The 20,637-nt window shown below is 51.4% G+C and carries 9 protein-coding genes; 4 read left to right on the top strand and 5 right to left on the bottom strand.

The window, feature by feature from the left end; translation table 11 throughout:
- Positions 1-137 precede the first annotated feature (137 nt).
- From O2597_RS03075 to O2597_RS03065, 3 genes are all read left to right on the top strand, one after another.
- Positions 138-3,404, top strand: a complete 3,267-nt coding sequence (locus O2597_RS03075; protein ID WP_269522719.1) for a DUF5107 domain-containing protein — start codon at positions 138-140, stop codon at positions 3,402-3,404.
- Between the two features lie 21 nt (positions 3,405-3,425).
- Positions 3,426-4,322, top strand: coding sequence for an alpha/beta hydrolase (locus tag O2597_RS03070; RefSeq protein ID WP_269522718.1), 897 nt, complete (start codon positions 3,426-3,428; stop codon positions 4,320-4,322).
- A gap of 125 nt (positions 4,323-4,447) precedes the next feature.
- Positions 4,448-5,911 carry a GH39 family glycosyl hydrolase gene (locus O2597_RS03065; protein ID WP_269522717.1) on the top strand — a complete coding sequence of 488 codons (1,464 nt, stop codon included), beginning with the start codon at positions 4,448-4,450 and terminating at the stop codon, positions 5,909-5,911.
- A gap of 161 nt (positions 5,912-6,072) precedes the next feature.
- Here the strand turns inward: O2597_RS03065 and O2597_RS03060 are convergent, their stop codons facing one another.
- The 5 genes from O2597_RS03060 to O2597_RS03040 all read right to left on the bottom strand — a co-directional run bounded on the left by O2597_RS03060 (position 6,073) and on the right by O2597_RS03040 (position 14,622).
- Entirely contained in the window at positions 6,073-7,242 is a 1,170-nt protein-coding gene (locus tag O2597_RS03060; protein ID WP_269522716.1) for a sialidase family protein, read from the bottom strand.
- A 32-nt stretch (positions 7,243-7,274) separates the two neighbouring features.
- Positions 7,275-8,783 (bottom strand): endo-1,4-beta-xylanase, encoded by a 1,509-nt coding sequence (locus tag O2597_RS03055; protein ID WP_269522715.1) that lies wholly within the window; start codon positions 8,781-8,783, stop codon positions 7,275-7,277.
- A gap of 359 nt (positions 8,784-9,142) precedes the next feature.
- Entirely contained in the window at positions 9,143-9,736 is a 594-nt protein-coding gene (locus O2597_RS03050; RefSeq protein ID WP_269522714.1) for a hypothetical protein, read from the bottom strand.
- A 393-nt stretch (positions 9,737-10,129) separates the two neighbouring features.
- Positions 10,130-10,876 carry a hypothetical protein gene (locus tag O2597_RS03045; RefSeq protein WP_269522713.1) on the bottom strand — a complete coding sequence of 249 codons (747 nt, stop codon included), beginning with the start codon at positions 10,874-10,876 and terminating at the stop codon, positions 10,130-10,132.
- Between the two features lie 182 nt (positions 10,877-11,058).
- Positions 11,059-14,622: a beta-galactosidase gene (locus O2597_RS03040; protein WP_269522712.1), complete on the bottom strand. Its 3,564-nt coding sequence runs from the start codon at positions 14,620-14,622 to the stop codon at positions 11,059-11,061.
- Between the two features lie 576 nt (positions 14,623-15,198).
- Here O2597_RS03040 and O2597_RS03035 point away from each other — a divergent pair.
- On the top strand, positions 15,199-20,385 hold the full coding sequence (locus tag O2597_RS03035; RefSeq protein WP_269522711.1) for a LamG-like jellyroll fold domain-containing protein: 5,187 nt from the start codon (positions 15,199-15,201) through the stop codon (positions 20,383-20,385).
- Positions 20,386-20,637: the final 252 nt, after the last annotated feature.

The raw sequence follows: 20,637 nt of genomic DNA, 5'->3' as shown, positions 1-20,637 counted from the left end.
TTCACTGTCCTGTATATACAAGATATTCAAACCTAGAACTGCTTTATATTTGATATAATAATACATAAATGCTCAATCTAAATGAACAGGCAAGACATTCCTGTATATACAAGTTAAACTTCTGCGATCTGTCTAAAATGAGCACAGTTCAAGTCAAAATCGATACCGTCACAATCCCCAGCTACCCGGAGGCGGAAGCCGAAAACCTCCCCATGTTCGCCGAAAACCGCGTGCACCAACGCACCAGCGGCCGCCCCTACCCAAACCGGGTCGTGCTCAAGACGCTGCGCGAGCCCAAAGCGGACCGTGACTACGAGATGATCCGTCTGGAAAACGAATACCTTGCCATCGAAATCCTTCCTGAACTCGGTGGACGCATTTTCTCGGCTAAAGACAAGACCACCGGCTATGATTTCTTCTACAAGCAAAGCGTGATCAAACCGGCCCTCATCGGAGCGCTCGGCAACTGGATCTCCGGTGGCGTCGAGTTCAACTGGCCCTACCACCACAGGCCCTCCACTTTCATGCCGGTCGATTATGAAATCGAACATGAGGCGGATGGTTCAGTCACTGTCTGGCTCTCGGAGCACGACCCGATTGAACGCATGAAAGGAATGGTCGGAATTCGCCTGCGCCCCGGCGAAGCTATCTTTGAAACCCGCGTGCAAGTCAGCAACCGCACACCGGTCACACGTTCCTTCCTTTGGTGGGAAAACGCCGCCGTCCCGGTCAACGAGCAATACCAGATCTTCTTCCCCACCGATGTGTCCTACGTGAATTTCCACTACCACCGCTCAGTCGGCACCTGGCCGATCAACTCGGGCACCTACAATGGTATCCGCCTCGGCGAAGACATCGATATCCAGCAACACGCCAACACCAAGAGCCCGACCTCTTACTTCTCCGCCGCATCGAAATACGATTTCTTCGGCGGCTATGACCATGGCAAAGAATGCGGCGTCGTCCATGTGGCGAACCACCACATCTCGCCCGGCAAGAAGCTCTTCACCTGGGCCTACAATCAGCTATCCAAAACATGGGAGCGTGCCCTAACCGACACCGACGGGGAATATGCCGAGCTCATGGCCGGCAGCTATACGGATAATCAACCGAACTTCGCTTGGCTGGAAGCTTACGAAACCAAAAAGTTCTCCCAGTTCTGGTATCCGATCCATAAGATCGGCGCTCCCACCTACGCCAACACCGAGTGTGCCTTGAGCCTGAACAAGGATGGATCGAAACTGTCGATTCTCACGACCCGCACGTTCAAAGGTGCCACAGTCCGCCTACGCTCCGACCAGCAAGACGTTCTCAACACGACGATCGACCTCTCACCCGCCGCTGCCATCGTGCTGCCGATCGAGTGCGCGATCAACCCAGCAGCCATCTCTATCGAAATCGTCGATTCCGAAGGAAAACGAATCGCCAAATACCAGACCGAACCGAAGAAGGCCGAAGAAATCCCCGCACCATGGGTCGACATTCCGGGTCCTGCGCATTTCCACAGCGCACAGGAACTCCACCTGGCAGGCACGCATGTCGATCAATACCGCAGCCCCAAGGACTTGCCTCAGGTTTACTGGGAAGCCGCCTTGCTGCGCGCCCCCGACTATGCCCCCGCCTTGATTGACCTCGGTATCCTGTATTACAAACAGGGCCGTTTCACCGAAGCGCGGGAGCGTCTGGAACACGCACTAAAGGTGCTCACCCGTCATAATGGCAACCCACGCTGCGGGGAAGTCTTCTACGCACTCGGTCTCGTGCTCAAAGCACAGGGTGATATCGATGCAGCCTATGATGCCTTCTACAAATCAAGCTGGAATGAAGCGATGATTTCGAAAGCCATGAGTCAGATCGCCAGCATCGATGGAATCCGTGGCGAGTATGAAGACATGCTGACACACAGCGAGAATGCACTCGCCCACGCGGCAGACAACCCACTAGCGATCTCACTCGCGATCCTTGCAGAGCTCAAGACCGGCCATAAAGCCAGTGCCGACCTGCGTATCGCGACAGCACTGAAAAACGACCCACTCCACTTGACAGTTCGCTACCTTCGCGTGCTGTCCGAAGACGGCAGCATCCCGGAATTCATCAAAAGCCTGAAGACGTCAAAATCACAAACGGCACTCGATCTGGCATTTGAGTTGACTGGAGCCGGCTTCAACGAAGAAGCCCACAAGCTATTGGAACAATTGCCCGCCTCCGCCGATCCCATGGTGCACTATACCCTCGCCAGCCTATATCTGGCGCAAGGCGATCAGACAAAAGCAGACAAAGCCATCGCCTGCGGTGAAGCGGTCTGCAATCCGCACACCTACCCCTTCCGTCTGGAAGAACTGATGGCATTGGAGCAAGTCATCGACAACAGTCCGGACAAAACGGCAAAGGCCCAATACTACCTCGGCTGCCTGCTGTATGATAAATTCCGATACGCCGAAGCCGCCTCCCTTTGGGAAGAAAGCCTGCAACTAACTCCGGACTTCGCCCCAACACTGCGAAACCTAGCCGTCGCCTACTACAGTCACCTCGATAAAAAGTCGGATGTGCTTCCACTGTTACAGAAAGCGCTGGAGATTACTCCCGACGACGAGCAACTCGTTTACGAAATTGGCTATGTGATGACTAAGCTCGGGGTTTCACCAGCCGAACGCCTCGACTTCCTGAATTCTCACAGCGATCCCAGCGCAACCATTCGGGACGACCTCATCCTCGAATGGGCGCGTGCCTACAACCAGGCAGCCAATCCGCAAGCGGCACTGGAGCTCCTCAACGCTTACCACTTCGTCCCCTGCGAAGGCGGCGAGCACGCTGTAGTCGAACAATACATGTTCGCGCATCACCTGCTTGGGCGCATGGAGTTTACCAAAGGCAACTACGAAGCCGCGCTCCAACACTTTCGTGACGCCCAGCACCTGCCACAGAGCTTGGAAGCCGGCCTCTGGAGCGAAACTTGGCTGGTGCCGCACCAATTATTCGAAGCAAACTGCCTCGATGCCCTGAAACGTCCGGAGGAAGCCCGCCCGCTTTACCAGCACATTTTGAAGCTGGAAATCGAATACTTCTCCAACATGCATCTGCCCGAATTACCGGTCTACCAGGCCCGCGCCCTGCAGGCACTCGGACAGTTCGCCCGTGCGGAACGCATTCTCCGCGACTGCCTCCGCAAATGGAATCAGGCGCTCAAGGATAGTAGCGCCGGCTTCTTCAGCACTACGCCTTTCTTCATCTCCTATGTGGATCAGCCCGAAGAAGCCCGCACCGCTCAATTCAAATATCTCACAAGTAAAGCGAAACAAGCTCTCGGCGATGCAGTCGGAGCCAAAGCCGACCTTGAACTCAGTCAATCATACGATCCCGGACGACTGCATGCTTGGATCGACCTTAAGGAGCTCAAAGCTTAACTACATAAAAATAGGGAAATAATGCAACAGATACACCCCTTGAAGCACTTAAGCTTGGCCGTCAGCATCCTGCTCGGGATTCTCCAAACAAACCTAAACGCCGACACACAAAACCCAATGACCACAGCGAGCACTGACAACCTGAACATCATCCGGGACATCCAATACAGTGAAATCGCCGGTGTAAAAGGCTACGGCGACCTCTTCATCCCCAAGGATGTAGAGAAGCCCAAAACCGTCCTGCTCATCCATGGCGGAGCTTGGAAATCCATGACGCGTCAGCGTGTGCAACAGGTCGCTGCCTTCATCGCAGAACAAGGCTATGCTGTTTTCAACATCAGCTATCGTCTACTCCCCGAAGCCCCTTACCCGGCCTGCGAAGAAGACTGCATGGCCGCAGCCAACTTTCTCCTCGAAGCCGGACACCCGGCGATGGAAGCGTTGGATCACAGCCAAATTGTCGTCGGCGGACTTTCTGCTGGCGGTCACCTCGCTCTCGTCACCGGCTTGAAACTACCCGATGATAAAATTGCCGGCATCATCGATATATCGGGCCCAACCGAGCTGAATGCCCCTGAAGTCGAAGGACTGATGAACTTTTCCGGCTTCGCCAAGGGAGATCCCAACAAAGAAGCCATCTTCCACGCAGCCTCCCCTACCGTCATAGCGGCAGCCAAGGAAAAGCTCCCCCCGCTCCTCGTGCTTCATTGCCAACAGGACGGCGTCGTCGACATACAACAAGCCTATCGCATCATCGACATCTGGAACCAATCAGGAGCCAACCTACAGGCTTTTCTTTATGAAGGCCGCAGAGAGAGAGGACACAACATCTGGCGCAACGGGCAAGCCGAGCCGGACCTGCACTACAAACTGGAGAACCAGATCATCGCCTTCCTCGACAGTTTTTTTTCCGAATAATGATTAGATACTCAGGCGAGCCCCTCAGCAGCTACACCCACATCTATTAAGTTTTCGCGCACCTAGCTTAAGTAACTAAACGTGAACTCAGCTAAGATTTCCGTAAGTCTGGCATAGTGTCAATCATGAGCATTCCCAGAACCCCCATCCTCCCGGCTGAATACAAAGGCCTTAAAAAACTAGGCAAGTTCAAGCCTAAGCAAAGCACTGAGATTCAGTCTTCACGCATTGGAGTCGGCTTTGAAACCCTCGACCGCGACATGTGGGACACGAACCAAGCCTGGCCGGTCCTCAACGATCTCGGAGTCAAGTGGGCCCGTGTCCAAACCGGATGGACCAAAACTGAAAAAGAAAAAGGGGTCTATGATTTTGCTTGGCTCGACGAAGTCGTTGGCAAACTCATCGAGCGCGGCGTCACCCCATGGCTCAGCTTGAGTTACGGGAACCAACTCTACACGGAAGGTGCAGGGGATACCGGCGTGGGCTTCCCTCCGCTCGATTCAAAAGAAGAGCGAGACGCATGGCAACAATACGCAGCGGCCCTTTTCGAACACTTCAAGGACCGAGTGGACCACTACGAAGTCTGGAACGAACCGGACCTTACTTCCTTTTGGAAGCGTGGTCCAAAGGCAGCCGAGTATGTCGATCTCGTGCGCATGACAGCGGAACCACTCCGAAAGATTCAGCCCGATGCCAAACTAATTGGTGGAGCGATCGCTTGGGGCATGACTCCGTGGAGCATTAAATTTCTTGAAGACTGTATGAGGGCCGGACTGGGCGAACTCATCGACATCGTCACCTACCACGGATACAAATCGATTCCAGAGCGACACTCCTCACAGGAATTCCCAGCTTTCCAGCATGTGCTGAAAAAATACAATCCAAAGCTAGAATACTGGCAGGGCGAATCCGGTTTCCAATCCTACGTGCCCCCAAAAGCAGTCGGCGTCGGCGCCCTGTCCCGTATGAAGTTCAGCGAAGCCATCCAAGCCCGCATGCTACTCCGCCGCTTTCTACTCGAACTGCACAACGACACCAAGATGTGCAGCTACTTCCACATGGCCGACTTTGCCCACTATGCGGCCTTCAAACAGACCTTCCACTATGGCATCGTGCGACTGGAAGACGGCTCACCAAAGCCAGCCTACTACGCCCTACAGTCCCTTGCGACCCTACTCGCTGACCCTATGGAGCCAGCTCAAGGACGCAGCTCATCGCACATCAGTGTGATGAGCGACGCCGAAGACCCCCGCAATACAAAGGTTGCAACCTGGCAAGCCAACTTTGTCTGCGGCGATATTCCTGTCTTAGCTTGGTGGATACCCGAATCCGTCGAAGTCGATCCCGAAATCCTGCAAATGGAGCTCACTTACTGGATCGAAGATGGGCTCAAACTCGACAATCCTGTTCTGATTGATCCAATCACCCAGGAAGTCTTTGAAGTGAGTTGCACTTTCGATAAACGCACCTGCGCAGAGACTTGGATGGACCCGGACCCCGAAGCCGAAGGCGTCCGCGTCTTCAAAAACCTACCAATCTGCAACTCGCCGCTCTTACTTACGGATCGCTCGCTGATTGAGTTAATCTAGTATCTCAGAGATTGGAATGTGTAGCCGCCTCAATCACTCAGGCGCTCAACCGAATTCTACACCCAGTAGCCTGGTCCGTTCCAGAATGAAATCCAGCGCAACATGCGATTGCCCACTAAGCAGGATCTCGCAAAGCAAGCCACTTGGCTGAGAAAATAGTCCTATCGTTCGCTACCGGGTCCTGACGCCTGATTGATCAGAACTTTTAAACGCGCTTGGTTGGAAACAATTTTGCCAGCCAAGACATCCGCTTCGGTAAACTTCGCCATGAGAATTTCCCGCTCCTTCGTGCGGTTATAGTCATAGGTCACATAGATGCTGCCATCCTCCGCTTGCGTGCCATCCGGATAGGAGACCCGGGACCGCTCATCCAGCAACAAGCCACCTTTCCAGGTGTATCCATCGTCATCCGACAGATATGCCGTTAGGTGCGAACGATTTGGCTTTTGCCCCTCGGGGACATCATTGCGAACCAACAACAGCTTACCCGATTTCAGACGACGGATATAGAAACGCGTGCTTTCCCCGGGCACTGGAGATATATTTCCTTTCTCCCATGTGCGCCCCTGATCCCTGGAAACAGTTTCCCACATCCCGCCATCAGTGCGGATCAGCATCCAGATCGATCCGTCACGACGTTCGACAAACATGTGCTCATCAAAACTGGGTTTCTCATGCTGATCGGACTTCCCCAGATATTCGAAGCTTTCCCCATCATCATGGCTGACAACTGCATAAGCACCGATCCGCTCGCCCATATCATGATACAACGGAGGCACATGACCCTCGCCTTCCTTGAGTTTCATCCAAATCGAAATCGGCAAGAGCCATGCACCGGACTGAAGAACGGTCGGCTTATTCATCATGATACCATCGCCGATGTAGCGCGGTTGCCCCCAAGTCGGTTGTTCCGCCTCATGATTCTCGCAAACCATGGCCCATACGCCAAAGCGGCCGTCCATATAAAGATTTGCCGGTATTCTCGCAGACATGGATTGCGCCCAAAACAGCCAGAGACGGTTTTGAGGGTCGACCCACAAACAGGGATCAAAGGCACGCACCGTGCCACCGGGAGCGACCACCCAACGCGGCTCCGACCATGTGACACCATCATCCTCACTGGTCACAACCACCACATAATTCTGCCAGGACTCCCAGTCGCCGCCCGCATACCAAGCTGCCCAAAGTTTTCCATTGGGACTACGCTCAATCGTCGGAATTCCCTGAAAGGGGCGTTGATCCGGCTGAAATTCAGGTCCCGGATTTTCAATAATTTCCGGGGCATCCAATGCCGAGGGAGTTCTATCAAAATCAATCGTCGTAGTCATCATATGCGTTTATATGGCAGATTGCCGAAAGCACCTTAGCCCTGGACCAAAACCTCTGAGCTTTGCTCGACACCCTGAGCATCGGTCCATTTGATGCGGTAACGTCCCGGGAATCCTCGAAAGTCAATACAGCCGCCTTCGGATACCTCAGTAGTCAGCTTCGTCTTCCATTCGTTATGGATCAAATCGTTGAGGGCGTGAAACGCAGCCTTCGGCGTCATGTCGCGGAAGAAGAGACCGGAGAGCGAGGGCTCGCCCGGAGCGCCGCAGTCATCCACCACATTCCACCAGGTGACCGCAGACATTGATGGGAGACTGAACCAGAGACGATACAAGTTTCTAGCCAGAATCGCCTGCACCATTTGCCCGGAGACACTGTAGTCCGGCGAAGTAATCGTAATTTCACTTAGATGCAGTGGTCGATTCGTTTCCGCCAAGCGATTGAGTTCTTCATAAACTTGATCCGGTGATTGCTGATCACTCTCACCATCGGCTATCGCCTGACAAACCTTCGGGTCAAACAAGTGCATTTGCGCCCCAACCGCATCAATTTTGCAGCCACGCGATTTCAATGACTCGATCTGGTCCCGATAAGTGGGACGCATATTATTGTCATTGATATTCAGTTTGACCGAGTCAGGGAAGACACTTTCCGCCAGCTTGAATCCGCGGAAAGTGTAGTCCCCGGGCATCAAACCATATAGGCTCTTGCAGATACCAGACGCGGGTACCATTTGGTCGTCCCTGAAGTCGCCAGAACTTTCATTGACGACATCCCAACTCCCCAATCGTCCTTTATATCGCAGACCAATCTCATAAATGCGGCGCGACATCAGCGTATTCAGCTCGAGAGCAAACTCGGGCATCAACTGTTCGAGCTGCTCATCGGAAAGCTCGTCAAAGAGCGGAGCCTTGATCGGTATAATTCCATTCTTTTCCTCGACCAAGTCGCGGAAGCGAAGCGGCAATTTTTCACGAATCCAAAGTGGATTATTCCAAGTGGCACTCCCCCAGACCAGAGTGTGACCATGCATGTGAATTTTCTTCGCTTCACAAAACTCAACGACAGGATCCGTGGCAGGTCGACGCCAATGCGGTTGGGACTTCGGATCCTGGACAGCATTCCAATACGCTTCACTGTCTTCAAATTTGCCACTGAAACGAGGCTTACCCTCTTCCGGTTCGAACTTACGCCAGTAGAAAGCAATCGTCGCCGAATTGAAGAATGTGCCATATAAATCCTTGTATCGATCATTACACTCACGACTTCCGAGTTGATTGAAATTGAAAATGTGAGCGCCAAAACGGAATGCATGATCCAATTGCTCCACCTCGACTGAAGTGCCCGCTGGCAACCCGCTCAGATCGACATGCGCATCAACTTTTCGATTCGCTTCGATGGAGGCGTCGATCTGAGCCTGAAGCTCCGGACTCCAACGCTTCAGGTAAGCCTCACCGACAATCGAAGTGGGATCATTATGGATGATGTTTAGAACATCATCGGCACTCATGTTGACGCGATCTTTGCTAGCAGAACTGTTCATAAAAAGGAGAGATAAATTTCAGAGAAAAGTGATTGTGACAGCGCCTAAAACCATCGCGTTTAAAGCGATATCGATTGATTGGGGCATCACTGGGTAAGGTTTATTGAGCGAGAAAACAGATGGCAGGTTCTTTTAACAAGGACGCAAGCGTCCTACCCCTGTCTGCTCCAAGGATACCTTAGTCAGAGACCATGCGTCAATGGTCCCAGTGTCGAAGATGTGGTCAATTTGTCCGAAAGCACCAAGATAGCGATCTGCCCATAACAAAAAAGCGGTCCGGGATTAAACCAGACCGCTCTAATGGATCAATCTAACTTCGACTGAAGCAGGTCGCAGGAACAGACCCACGCAGCCAAATGCTAGCGTTTACGCCGACGCACCACACAAACGAACAACGCAAACAAGGAAGCAGAGAGTGTCCATGAGGCAGGCTCAGGAACCGCACTGACTGTGCCTCCGACTTCGATTTGATCCATTCGCATGTAACCGGCGGTCGGCTTCGTATCAGCATAAACACCGATGGTGAATGTAACCGCCTCGGACACCCCTTGGAGGCTCAATTGATCACTCAGCGCAATAGTATACTGATTGCCAGTGGTCGGCACCGTGCTGCTGGCAACGGCCACATTATTGGTATAAGTCCCCAAGGTCGCGGTTCCCGTTACACTACTACGTAGAAAGAAGTTGTAGTTCCCGCCATCGAATGGACCTGCCGTATTCACCCAAGCATAAAAGCTGATCTCACTGAGATTGATCTCGTAGTTCTCATCCGGTGTTAATGTAAACGTGAAGTATGTGTTGTTTGTTAGAGCATCCGCCTCACTCGCATAAATATCGTCTGCCTGCCATGTCTGCAGATAGCCCGTATCTCCCACGCCACGCACCGTGCTATTTGAGGTGATAGCCAGAGAGCCCGAAAAGGTTCCAGCTTTGTCAAAGATGCTCGCGGTCATGTTATCGTAAACCCCTTCGGCAGCGCGATTGTTACTATTGAAGGTCCATGTCGACAAGGATGCTGCATTCGCTAACTGAAGCCCGAAGAAGGCTCCCAAGCAAAGTATAGAACGTGCTCCGAAGAGCTTAGAAATATGTAAGCAATTATAATTCATAGTAATATGGGATTCAGTCTAGCTAGGGTGAAAGGGATACAACCTGAATTATACCTAAAGTAAGGGCAACAGTTCAATGCTCCCAGTTTCTAAGATTCGGTCTATTTGACCGTGAGCACCACAATAGCCATCTGACCATAAAAAAAGAGCGGTCCGGGAATAAACCAGACCGCTCTAATAGGTGAATCCAATTTCAACTGAATACGGGGCACTATCTCGGCCCCGCACAGCTAAATGCTAGCGTTTACGTCGACGTGCGACACCCACAAACAACGCCAATACTGACGCGGATAAAGCCCATGAGGCCGGTTCAGGAATCGCGCTGACTGTGCCATTGACTTCGATTTGGTCCATTCGCATGAAACCAGCGGTCGGCTTTATATCAGAATAAACACCGATAGTGAATGTAACCGCCTCGGTGACACCTTGGAGGCTTAATTGTTCGCTGAGCACTATAGTGCCCTGGACATCGGTTGTCGGCACAATGCTGCTGTTAACCGCTGTATTATCTGTGTAGGTCCCCAAGGTTGTGTCGCCTGTTACACTACTACGCAGGAAATAATTGTAGTTGCCGCCATCGTAGGGACCTGCCGTATTCACCCATGCATAGAAGCTGATTTCACTGATGTTGATCTCGTAGTTCTCATCCGGCGTCAGTGTAAAGGTAAAGTAAGTATTGTTTGCTAATGCCTCGGCCTCACTCGCGTAGGTCCATCCGGCCTGCCAAGTCTGTAAATAACCAGTATCACCAACACCACGAACGGTGCTGTTCGGCGTAAGCGCCAAGGTAATAAAGTTTCCCTCTGGGCCAAAGTTGCTCGCAGTAATGTTTTCGTTAACCCCTTCAGGGGCGCGAGTGTTACTGTCAAAGGACCACGAAACCAAAGACTCAGCGTTGACTTGAAGGGCTAAAAACAAAGCTCCGGCACAGATACCGAAACGTGAACGACATACCTTGTGTATTTGTAAACAACTATGATTCATAATAATATGAGATTAGATCTAGTTAGGGGTTAAGCTGAAACGATATGGATTATACCTTAAGCAAGGGCAGCAGATCAATTGTCCGAATGTCGTAGATGTGGTCGATTTGTTGATTTCTGAGTAGGAATTGCCTCAAATCGATTCGACCACACAGGCAGAGCGCTCACAGCCAGTGAACCGCATCAGTTCTCCGTGAAATCGGGATACTTCTCGATCCACTTCGCGTTCCCCATTTGCTTGGGACGAATGAAACGAAGAATTTTGAGCGGCGACGATTCAGAACGAAATTCTAGATTCATGCCACTTTCACGAATGGATTGGCCGTCGTAAGAGCCCAGACGGGCATCAGCGACCATGTCGTCAACAAACCATTCACCATCGGGCACATTGGGAATCTTCTGCTTATAGCTGCCCGCCTGCTCTTCGTAGATAAATGTGTAAAAACGATCTTTCGACGCATCGATGCCTTCGAGCATATAAGGAATGGGATTGTCCATTTTCGGGTTGGTCACTCCAGCTTTCTTGGCAATCGAAGCCATCAGCCCCTTCTGCAATTCAGGCTCCATTTCAGGGGTGCCCCAGAATACAAGCACTTGCCCCTTCCCCACAGTGTGAAGCGAGGCAGCCACACCACCATCCGGGAAGGTCGCGAGCGTCAGCCCTCCGACATCCTTGTTGCCCTTGTAGTATCCGAAGTAATCGGTTTCCGGAATAAACCGGTAGGGCCAACTCCAATAAAACTCATGCAAATCCTCGCGCTTCAGCGCGGAGCGTAGATCCTTCTGCGAAAAGAAAGGCAAACCTGCCTGATTATCACCGAGCCAATTAGGTGATTGAATCTTTGCAGCCACATCCGCGTCGTTCATCGCCCATTCACCTGTGGGTCGGTTAATCCCAAGCCTTTGAAGCAGTGGATACTCGGCATTTCGATCTCCTGTTGTATAGCGACCAGTGCGCGCCGACATAACCACCAAGGCTCCATTACGCGCCATGCGATTCGCTGTTTCGATCGTTTCTTCGCTTAAGACTTCATCGATTGGATTCAACACAAGCATCTTATAGCTGGCTTCCTGATCTGCGCGATACGGCTCGAAATCCACCACGTCGGCCTTCATCAGTTCAAACCAACGTTGAAGATCAAGGCTTCGAGCCGAGAATGTCGTCCGGTGTTTGGTTAATAGTGTTGCGGAGTCCTGAATCACAGCCACCTGCTTCGGTTCCTGAACCAACTTCATGTCGTGTATTTCCCGCAAGATTGGCTTATAGCGTTCGTAGCGGTCATAAGCATAAGTGCCTCCGTAGTGAGCCGCCAAATCGAGCCCCGGATTCGGGTAGTAATAGACGTGCAAGTTGGCACCGCCTGCTCCGGATTGAGCCGTCGAAACAAACATCTGCCAATCCAGCACCCAACCACGATCTGCCGGGTCTCCATAGGCGGCCCACCGATGCGGATGATGCGGCTCATTAATCCAGCCGACTTGATCCTGCTCCCACATCTTCACCATGGTGCCTTCCCCCTCCAGGTAGTGATTACCGCCATTATGAAAATAGTCGACACGCTCAAGTAATCCCGAGTTAGTAGCACTCTTATAGCCTGCGTAGATGATGATAACACGATGCTCATCATAACTGCGAATACGCTTGGAAAGTCGATCATACCAACTCGAGCGCCAGCTGTCTTTACAGTTCTGAAAATCGATCCATTGTGGACGTAAATCCGGCGCCTTGCCGATGGCAAAGTTTGGCTGAGGCGCATGAACTTGCTCCCATGTTTCATAGTCGGTAGACCAGCGTTTGTTCAAGGCTTCCAAATCAAGACCGAGCGTTTGCTTCAAGTAATCACGAAAACCTCTTTGTCCGGCCACGGAGTAGTCAGAAATATAGCCGTTCCATGGTTCATCGGGAATCGCCCACTCCCCGCCTGCTTGTGTGGCAAAATAGCCCTCAAATCCTGGATGCTGTTGATAGCGGTCATACAAGGCTTTAAAGGCACGGTGCCAGGACTCCCGATAATTGGCATCCGCAACCGCATAGCTACCATAGAAACCGTGTCCTTCGAGCGGTGTGCCATCAAAGCTACGCGGCAGCGTGTAGGGAAGCCACCGATACGGCCTTTCCTGCTCAGCATGCGCGAAACGCACCGTAATTCCCAAACCACTATCCGCCGCCGCGTCCATAACTTGATCCAATAGAGCGAAATCAAATACACCCGGTAATATCTCAAATTCAGCCAAATCGACCATATAGGTGATATGCGGAGCCATTTGCTTGGACTCATCTACCATCTCCTTGAAATGCTTGATGATCGCATTTTCATCCGGCACTTCACCGCGCTTACGCTTGTAATAATAAGTGGTCCGGAAATAAGGGTGACGCTTGATCTCGTCACGATCACGGAGGTTGCCTGACCGGGACAGGTAGGGAGCGATTCCTTCAGCCACGACACCTAAAACATATTCGCCGTCGTCCACGATTTTTTGATCGGCATTTTCAATCGAGTAAAAAACCCGATACGCAGCACGTTGGTCAACAACTGGCATCTCAACCGATGCATCGACAAAATCGGCTCTGCCAAATTCAAGCGGCACCGTCCCTTCTCCAAGAACTACATCACTCAGATATGGCTTGAAGACCCACTTCAATTCGTAAGGTCCTTCGACATGTTTGGGTTCGAAAACACGAAACTGGACCTTCATTGGCTCGCCAGCGTCATAGACGCCTCCAGTTTGCTTTGGATCTTTCAAGCGATCCGGATTGATCCGAACGAGTCCGAGCAAAGGTGCTTGATTCAGATCAACGCTTTCGACTCCGTCGGATACTTCCGGTGCGATGTCCTGCTCCCATCGAATATCCTCACTGGCAACTGGAAGCCCAGCTTCATCACGCACTTGGTAACGCACCCAACTGTTATGAAGATCGCCAATCGGCAACAGAATGCGCTGTAGACGGCTCTGTTCATCCTCAGGGTCGTAAGCGATCGTTTTGACTAGTTCTTTGACCGGAGCACCTTGATAAGCCGCGCGTATTTCAAAACCAATCTCATAGCTGCCCGCGTCCTCCAAAATCGAGTCCGCAAAGGCAAAAGGTTCATCCGGAGCTCGATTTCCCCCAAAGGCAATATCACCGATAAGTAGCGTTCCAGCGTTCTCACCTTCGACACGCTTTGTGCGGTCGGCAAATACGACAACCTGAAAGCCACGGAAGGTTAGCTCGCCATCCGGCCAAGCATTAAGATCGCCGCCTTCTACTCTAAAAATATTATCGGTGGCTCCACCCGCCTCACTCATGTCAAAAACATGAGTTTTCATAAAAGCCCAACCATCTTTTGATTCCTGGAAATTACGAACCGGAACTGACATATAAGAAATGAGTTCCCCGTTGGCATCCTCAATCAGCGGACGAATCTGATAGGTCTTATCCTTCGCGCCTTTCATGCGAGCCTCAAAGACAACGCGACGATCCTCGGCTTTCAATGTGATCGGCTCTTTCAGAAGCAGTTTAAAGTCACCTTCAATACGACGCACGTGGCCTACCATTAGAGAACGGTCAACGACTACGTCAAAATCAACGGCCAGCAGTTTGCTATCACTGGATTGCAAATTAACGGCATCACCTTCACGAGCTTCAATTTTCCAATCCTTGGCAGTCAATCCATTGAGAGATCTCGACTCATACCGCCCCAAAAGGGAAGAAGTCAGACTAAAACTCGCAATGAGACTCAGCAGAATAAATTGTTTTATCTTCATCTTTGTTCGTTAAGTTTTTGATATTTATAAATTATGGCTATGGGGCCTAGCGCCGGCGGCTTCACAAAGCGAAGCCATGCGGCAATGGAGCTGCAAAATCTGCTTCCCGAGATGCATTTCTCTACAATTTCGACAAGGAGCATGAGGTCATTGCGGAAGCCGATTGAATCCTGAATAAACGCGAGGCGATAAGCGTAGAGCGAGCAAGGGACGTAAGAAAGAGTTGGAGCAACATGGGGGTTCAAGAGGAACAGGAAATTTATATCTCTGCATACTCTACTAACAAGCCTCCGAAAGCTCAATAGTTGGAGTGTCTGAATTGTGGTTCATCTGTAAGTCCAGCACAGAGACATTCAAGCCGACTGGAAGCATATAAAAGCACGCACTACGAATCATTATTCAAATCGACTACATTCCATTCAAATCAACCATTGCCGGGATCCGAGATTCGGACTAAAATTGAACCGTCTTGAGATGAGACTACTCCACACACCAGTCGACCTTGTATCGGCTAGCGACGAGCAACAGGTCGAGATGGTCCCACTGCTCCTCCCCCCACGAAAAAACCCACAATCTATGAAAACCGCCTATCCCCACCTGAAAGGCTGGCTGCTCAATGCAGTCCGTTTCCTCTTTCTAGCGGCTCTATGCATCACAAGTGCTCAAGCCAGCTTACTCTACTATCTCCCCTTCGACAACGGCCTCAACTATGAACTTGCGAACAAGGGACAACTGGGAGGCTCCCTAGCGCCAACTGGCAGTCCGACTTCAGCCTCAATCACTCCCGATGGCATAGCGAGCACTTGCTCGGCTTATTTACCAGATAGCTCCAGCCGTTTGGAGCTTCCCTTTGGGACTGATATTCTACGAATGGATACCCTAGGAGACCAGATGTCCATATCCTTCTGGATGTATATTGACTCTGAAACTTACAAATCGATCGTCTTTCTACAGACATATTCTTTCAACAGTGACCAAGCAGGTTGGGCAATTTCGATCGTTGGCGAACCTAGCCTGGATGCTGGTAAGATTCGCTTCAATGCCATGAATGGCAGCCATCGCCACACCCCAGATACGGTTCCATTGCAGCAATGGGTCCATGTCACCTTAATCTGGGACACCGCCAGCAGCGGCTACAGCGCCTTTATCAATGGCTCAGAGAGCATCATCTCTGCTAACTATACGGCATTATGCACCAACACTGATAAACCGCTTGTCCTCAATGGTGGCAGCGCCGAAGTTTACTTCGATGACCTCGCGATTTGGGACTCTGCCCTAAGCGAAGGGCAAGCCCGAGCCTTAAGCCAAGCTCCCGCCATTTTGGAAGGCTATAATGTTGGCGAAATGCAAAAACTCTTCGAGCTCTGGCAGACTGCCGATACTAGCGAGTCCGTATCCATTGGAGAACTCAACTGGACTTACGCGGAAGGCTTTGACACAACAGGGCATGCCGTTGGTGATGTCTGGGAGAACAACGGCACTTACTACATGTGGCTCGACGGTGGAACCTATACCCCGAATGGCCTCCGTGGCTCAGCCTATCCACAATCAGAACTACTGTATTATTTTCCTTTTGATGACGGCGCGGACTTCAGCCTGCAAAACATGGGAATCATCGGAGGCAACGCCGCACCGAACGGAACTCCGACGACCTCAGCCAGCTTTGTCCCAAGTGGGATCAACAGCGCAGCCGCCCTTTGTCTGCCAAACAGTTCCAGTAACTTAGTGTTACCAGGCAGCACAGATCTCCTGCGCTTAACTGAAACCGGCGACCAGATGAGTTTTACATTCTGGATGTATATGGATTCCACCACATATAAGTGGATATCAACCTTACAGACTTATTACTACAATTCCGACAGTAACGGCTGGGCGCTTTCAGTTGCCGGTGGACCCAGTTCAAACGAAGGCCGACTTCGGCCCAAAGCTATGGGCGGAGCCGAGCGTTATGTCTATGAACAACTCCCGTTGGAACAATGGGTGCATGTCGTCTTCATATGGGACACAACGACAGGTTACAGCGCCTACTTCGATGGCGTGCAAAAAACCATCAATTACAATTATGCCGCGCTCTGCAGTCCCACGACGAAGCCCATCGTCCTAGGAGGGGGCACTGTGCCGGTTTACTACGACGATGTCGCCATCTGGAACGGTGCACTCACCCCGGGACAAGCGCGCGCGCTTTATGGAGCTCCCGCACTGCTGGATGGATACAACGTCGCCGTCATGGACAAGCTCTTCAACTTATGGGAAAGTGCTGATACCGACACGATCGTGAATGTCAGCACCTTGGAATGGCAATACAGTGAAGGCTTCGATGCCAGTGGTCGCACCGTTGGCGATGTATGGGAACAAAACGGTTATTACTATATGTGGTTTGATGGCAGCTCTGCCGCCCCGACTGGAGTCAAAGGCACCTTACGCGCGCAGGACATTGACACGATGGAGGACTCAACCAACTGGTCCGTTCCTACCGCGTCTCAAGGCATGCTCAGCCTCTTACAAGTCGCTGACCGCGTCGGTGTATCGATTACCAATTTCAGCAAAGGCAACACGGCAGAAATCATCCTAAACCAGCCGATTGCAATGCCGGAATGGAGTAACGATGTGCAACTGAACATTCTCTCCAGAGATGAGTGGCCCTTAGGCTTGAATGCTTACCTGCTCGTTACGGATAGCCGTGGATTCGACTATAAATACAAACTGGTGTCCGCCTTATTGCCCCAAAGCACGCAATTCTTCCCGAACAACTTCAAGCCGAGACCAGTGCGCCTGAATGCGCCCGGCTTTATACGTCCAGTTCTTTACAGCACTTCAGGTTATAACATTTGGGCGCTGGATGAAGGGAACTCCACCCTACCCGTTGCTCCATTTAATATCTCTGGCATGCAATTTGAAAGCGTCTCCTATAAAGAGCCGGATGAAGGCCAAACAGCAGATCCCGTAGTGATCTCTCTTGGCGACTTCGAGTTCACAAACCTGAACTGGCGCACAGCCGATTTCTATTACTCACTGGCAGACGAAGATCATTACGGAGCAAATGAACCGGTGCCCTCACTCACCCTCGGGCAACTGGGCCAGCTATGGTATGGCGAGTCCTTCCTGATCAGTTGGGAGCTCTACGACACCTACGACGGACAGCCCATCATGACCGGTGAGGCATCCTACACCTTCGACCGAAACGATCCCGATTATGATGCCAACTTCATGGAACGAATCGAGTTCCCCGTCTTTGAAAAGGGCACCTTTTGGGTTCGCACCAAAAAGATCTGGGACAATTTCGCTTCTACCTACCCAGACCGGGTCGACGAAAAGGAATTCCGCTTAGACATCCTGCACGGTCAACCTGCCACTGTGCACAGCGAGATTCCTTCCGAACAGCGCATACCTAATTCATGGATACGAATGGAACCGGCTCTAAGTCGTTTCGTCGTGGATGCAGGACTGTCGATAGACTGGACATCACGCGTCTGGAAGCGAGATGGTCGTGAAGACCAAACCTATACCTGGACACTGTCGGTAACACAAGCCATCAGCGGAGTCGAAGTCGTCTCTGACAGCGGAACGCTCGCCGCCGGCAGCGGACCTTTCGATATCACATCCACCTTGGGTAATCTGGATCCGGGTGCCTACGAAATCCATATCGAATTACTCGAGAACGGCTACAAGATCGATCAATCCACACGCCTGTTCGGAGTGCGTGAACCTGAGACAACTCCGGGGGCAATTCCGGCTTCCGTGCCGAGTTGGCAGGATATGATGTCTGGACCATCCATCATCTACATGATGCCGCATGGACATGAAAACTATACAGATCCAGAACAACGTTGGGAAAAGCTTGAGTATTTCCTTGATACGGCGGCGGGCATAACTGACACAGTTGAATTCATCGTTCGCTGGAATGAAATCGAGCCATTGGAAGGCGTTTACGACTGGTCTGAACTGGATCGCTTCCTGGACTATGCAGAGCAGAAAGGCATCACCGTATTGATTTGGCCATCACTCGCCGGGCGTGAGCCTGAATGGCTACGTGCCGTTTTTGAGGAACCACGCACCGAAGACGGGGAAATATTTAACCCCATTCCCTACACATTCCATAAGGCACGGGTGAACTACTGTCATGCGGAATCGATGAAAGCGGAGGCAATTACTTTATACCAAACGATTGCACGCCGTTACAAAGACCACCCAGCAGTCCATGGCTACTATGTCCTGCTGGAACACCCAACAGACGTTTACACCTCAGGATGGTATGTCGGTGGCTCCGAAGAATCGCAAACTGCGTTCCGCGAACAGATGCAGAATGAGTTTTCAACATTGCAAACGCTTAATAGTCGATGGGGCACCCAATACACAAACTGGGATCAAGTCGGCCTTCCTCCAAACGTTGCGAAAACAAAAGAACAACTCGATTGGTTGTCATTCCTGAGCAACGGCGTGGATGAACTCACGATGGACTACGTCGACGCCATTCGTGCAGAAGACACCCACCGCATCATCCAAGTCTATACAGGTTGTTCCAGTTCCTACAGCTGGCAGTATCTGGCCAATCAAGGATGCATGCTCGCGGACGGCGGCAGCGAGACTCCGGAAACATTCGGATCCGACGCAATGAATCAGGGCGAATACGGCCTCCATCACCGGGCCGAAGAAGTCTCCGTTGGGAAATGGGCAGACAAGTATCCAACTCAGCTCGATAGCACGCTGTTCACCATGCTATTGAGTGGCGGGCTTCATTCAAATGTGAAGATGTTCTACTTCGTCTCATCGGAATACCAAACCTTGCTTCCGGCTCCTTATGCGCTGCAACGCTTCATCGACTTCATCCCGATCTGGCAGGAGTTAAGATACACGCTGCCTATGGAACGTGAAGTCTACCTACTGGAAGACAAACGATCCGGCATGTTATACAATGAGGACAGAACAGACTCCTATCGCGATGTCTGGGCATTCGATAATTTAATGGATGCTGGGTTGACTGCCCCCGGCGTTGAAATCGACAAGGCTGTGCAGGGTAAAATGATCCACCTGCCCCGCATTGAATACTACGAAGAAAACATCATCGATGAGCTTGAAAGCTTTGTCACTAATGGCGGGGTTCTCGTCATGAACGTGAATGCGGGGCGCTATAGCCCTGACTTGCCAAATCAAGACTGGGTTCTTGCGCAACGTCTCGGGTTTAATATCCCTGGCAATTATACATCCGGCTACATGGGAGTCTATCCAGTCATAGGAGACGTATTTGACAGTTCTGCCGGTTCATGGCGTCTGCGAGACACTTGGCTTCCATCACTCAAAGCAGACGAAACAGTCATCGCAAACATCGGGAACGATCCGGCACGACCGGTCATGACCTACCGAAACATCGGTCTTGGAAAAGTAGTCATGATTTACGCCACGTCGAACATACCGGCACACTGGAACGAGGAATACCCATTCATGCGAGACATTGCCGTATGGGCAGGGGTAACCATAAACGGTGAAGCCGATTCACCATCACTCTGGACAAACTTGTTACAGGAGTCGGACAGTGATGACTACTACGGACTTGTTTACCATCCATCGACCCAGATCACAAGCAAACCGCCTGTGCAGGGGAATGTCTACTGGTCGTTACCAGCAGGCACTTACCAAGTCACTGAAATGATCTCGAATACGAGCTTAGGCCAATTCACAGCCCAGCAATTAGCGGAAACCGGAATCTCTACATACCTGAATCCCTTCGAACTCGCGATCTATCGCATGGATAAGGTGACTCCTTAAACAAGCTCCAAATAGATTCTACCTGCATAGTTTTGTAGGAACTAAAGGCGCTTCCCGGTTTCGGGAAGCGCTTTTTAGTAAACTAGCTCATCTTTTCAGGTGTAGCATGCTCATTTGCTATCGCTTGAGTCATCGATCATAAGGACAGACGTTGATCCCCACTTCGGCCTTTAATCACAACCGTAGGACGCATGAAGCCATGCGTTGCTACCAATTCTGATACCGATTCGATTGAATTTGGTAGCGGCGTGT

It is taken from the genome of Coraliomargarita parva, from assembly GCF_027257905.1.
GTDB lineage: Bacteria > Verrucomicrobiota > Verrucomicrobiia > Opitutales > Coraliomargaritaceae > Coraliomargarita_A > Coraliomargarita_A parva.
This window is presented reverse-complemented; position numbering and strand designations above follow the sequence as displayed.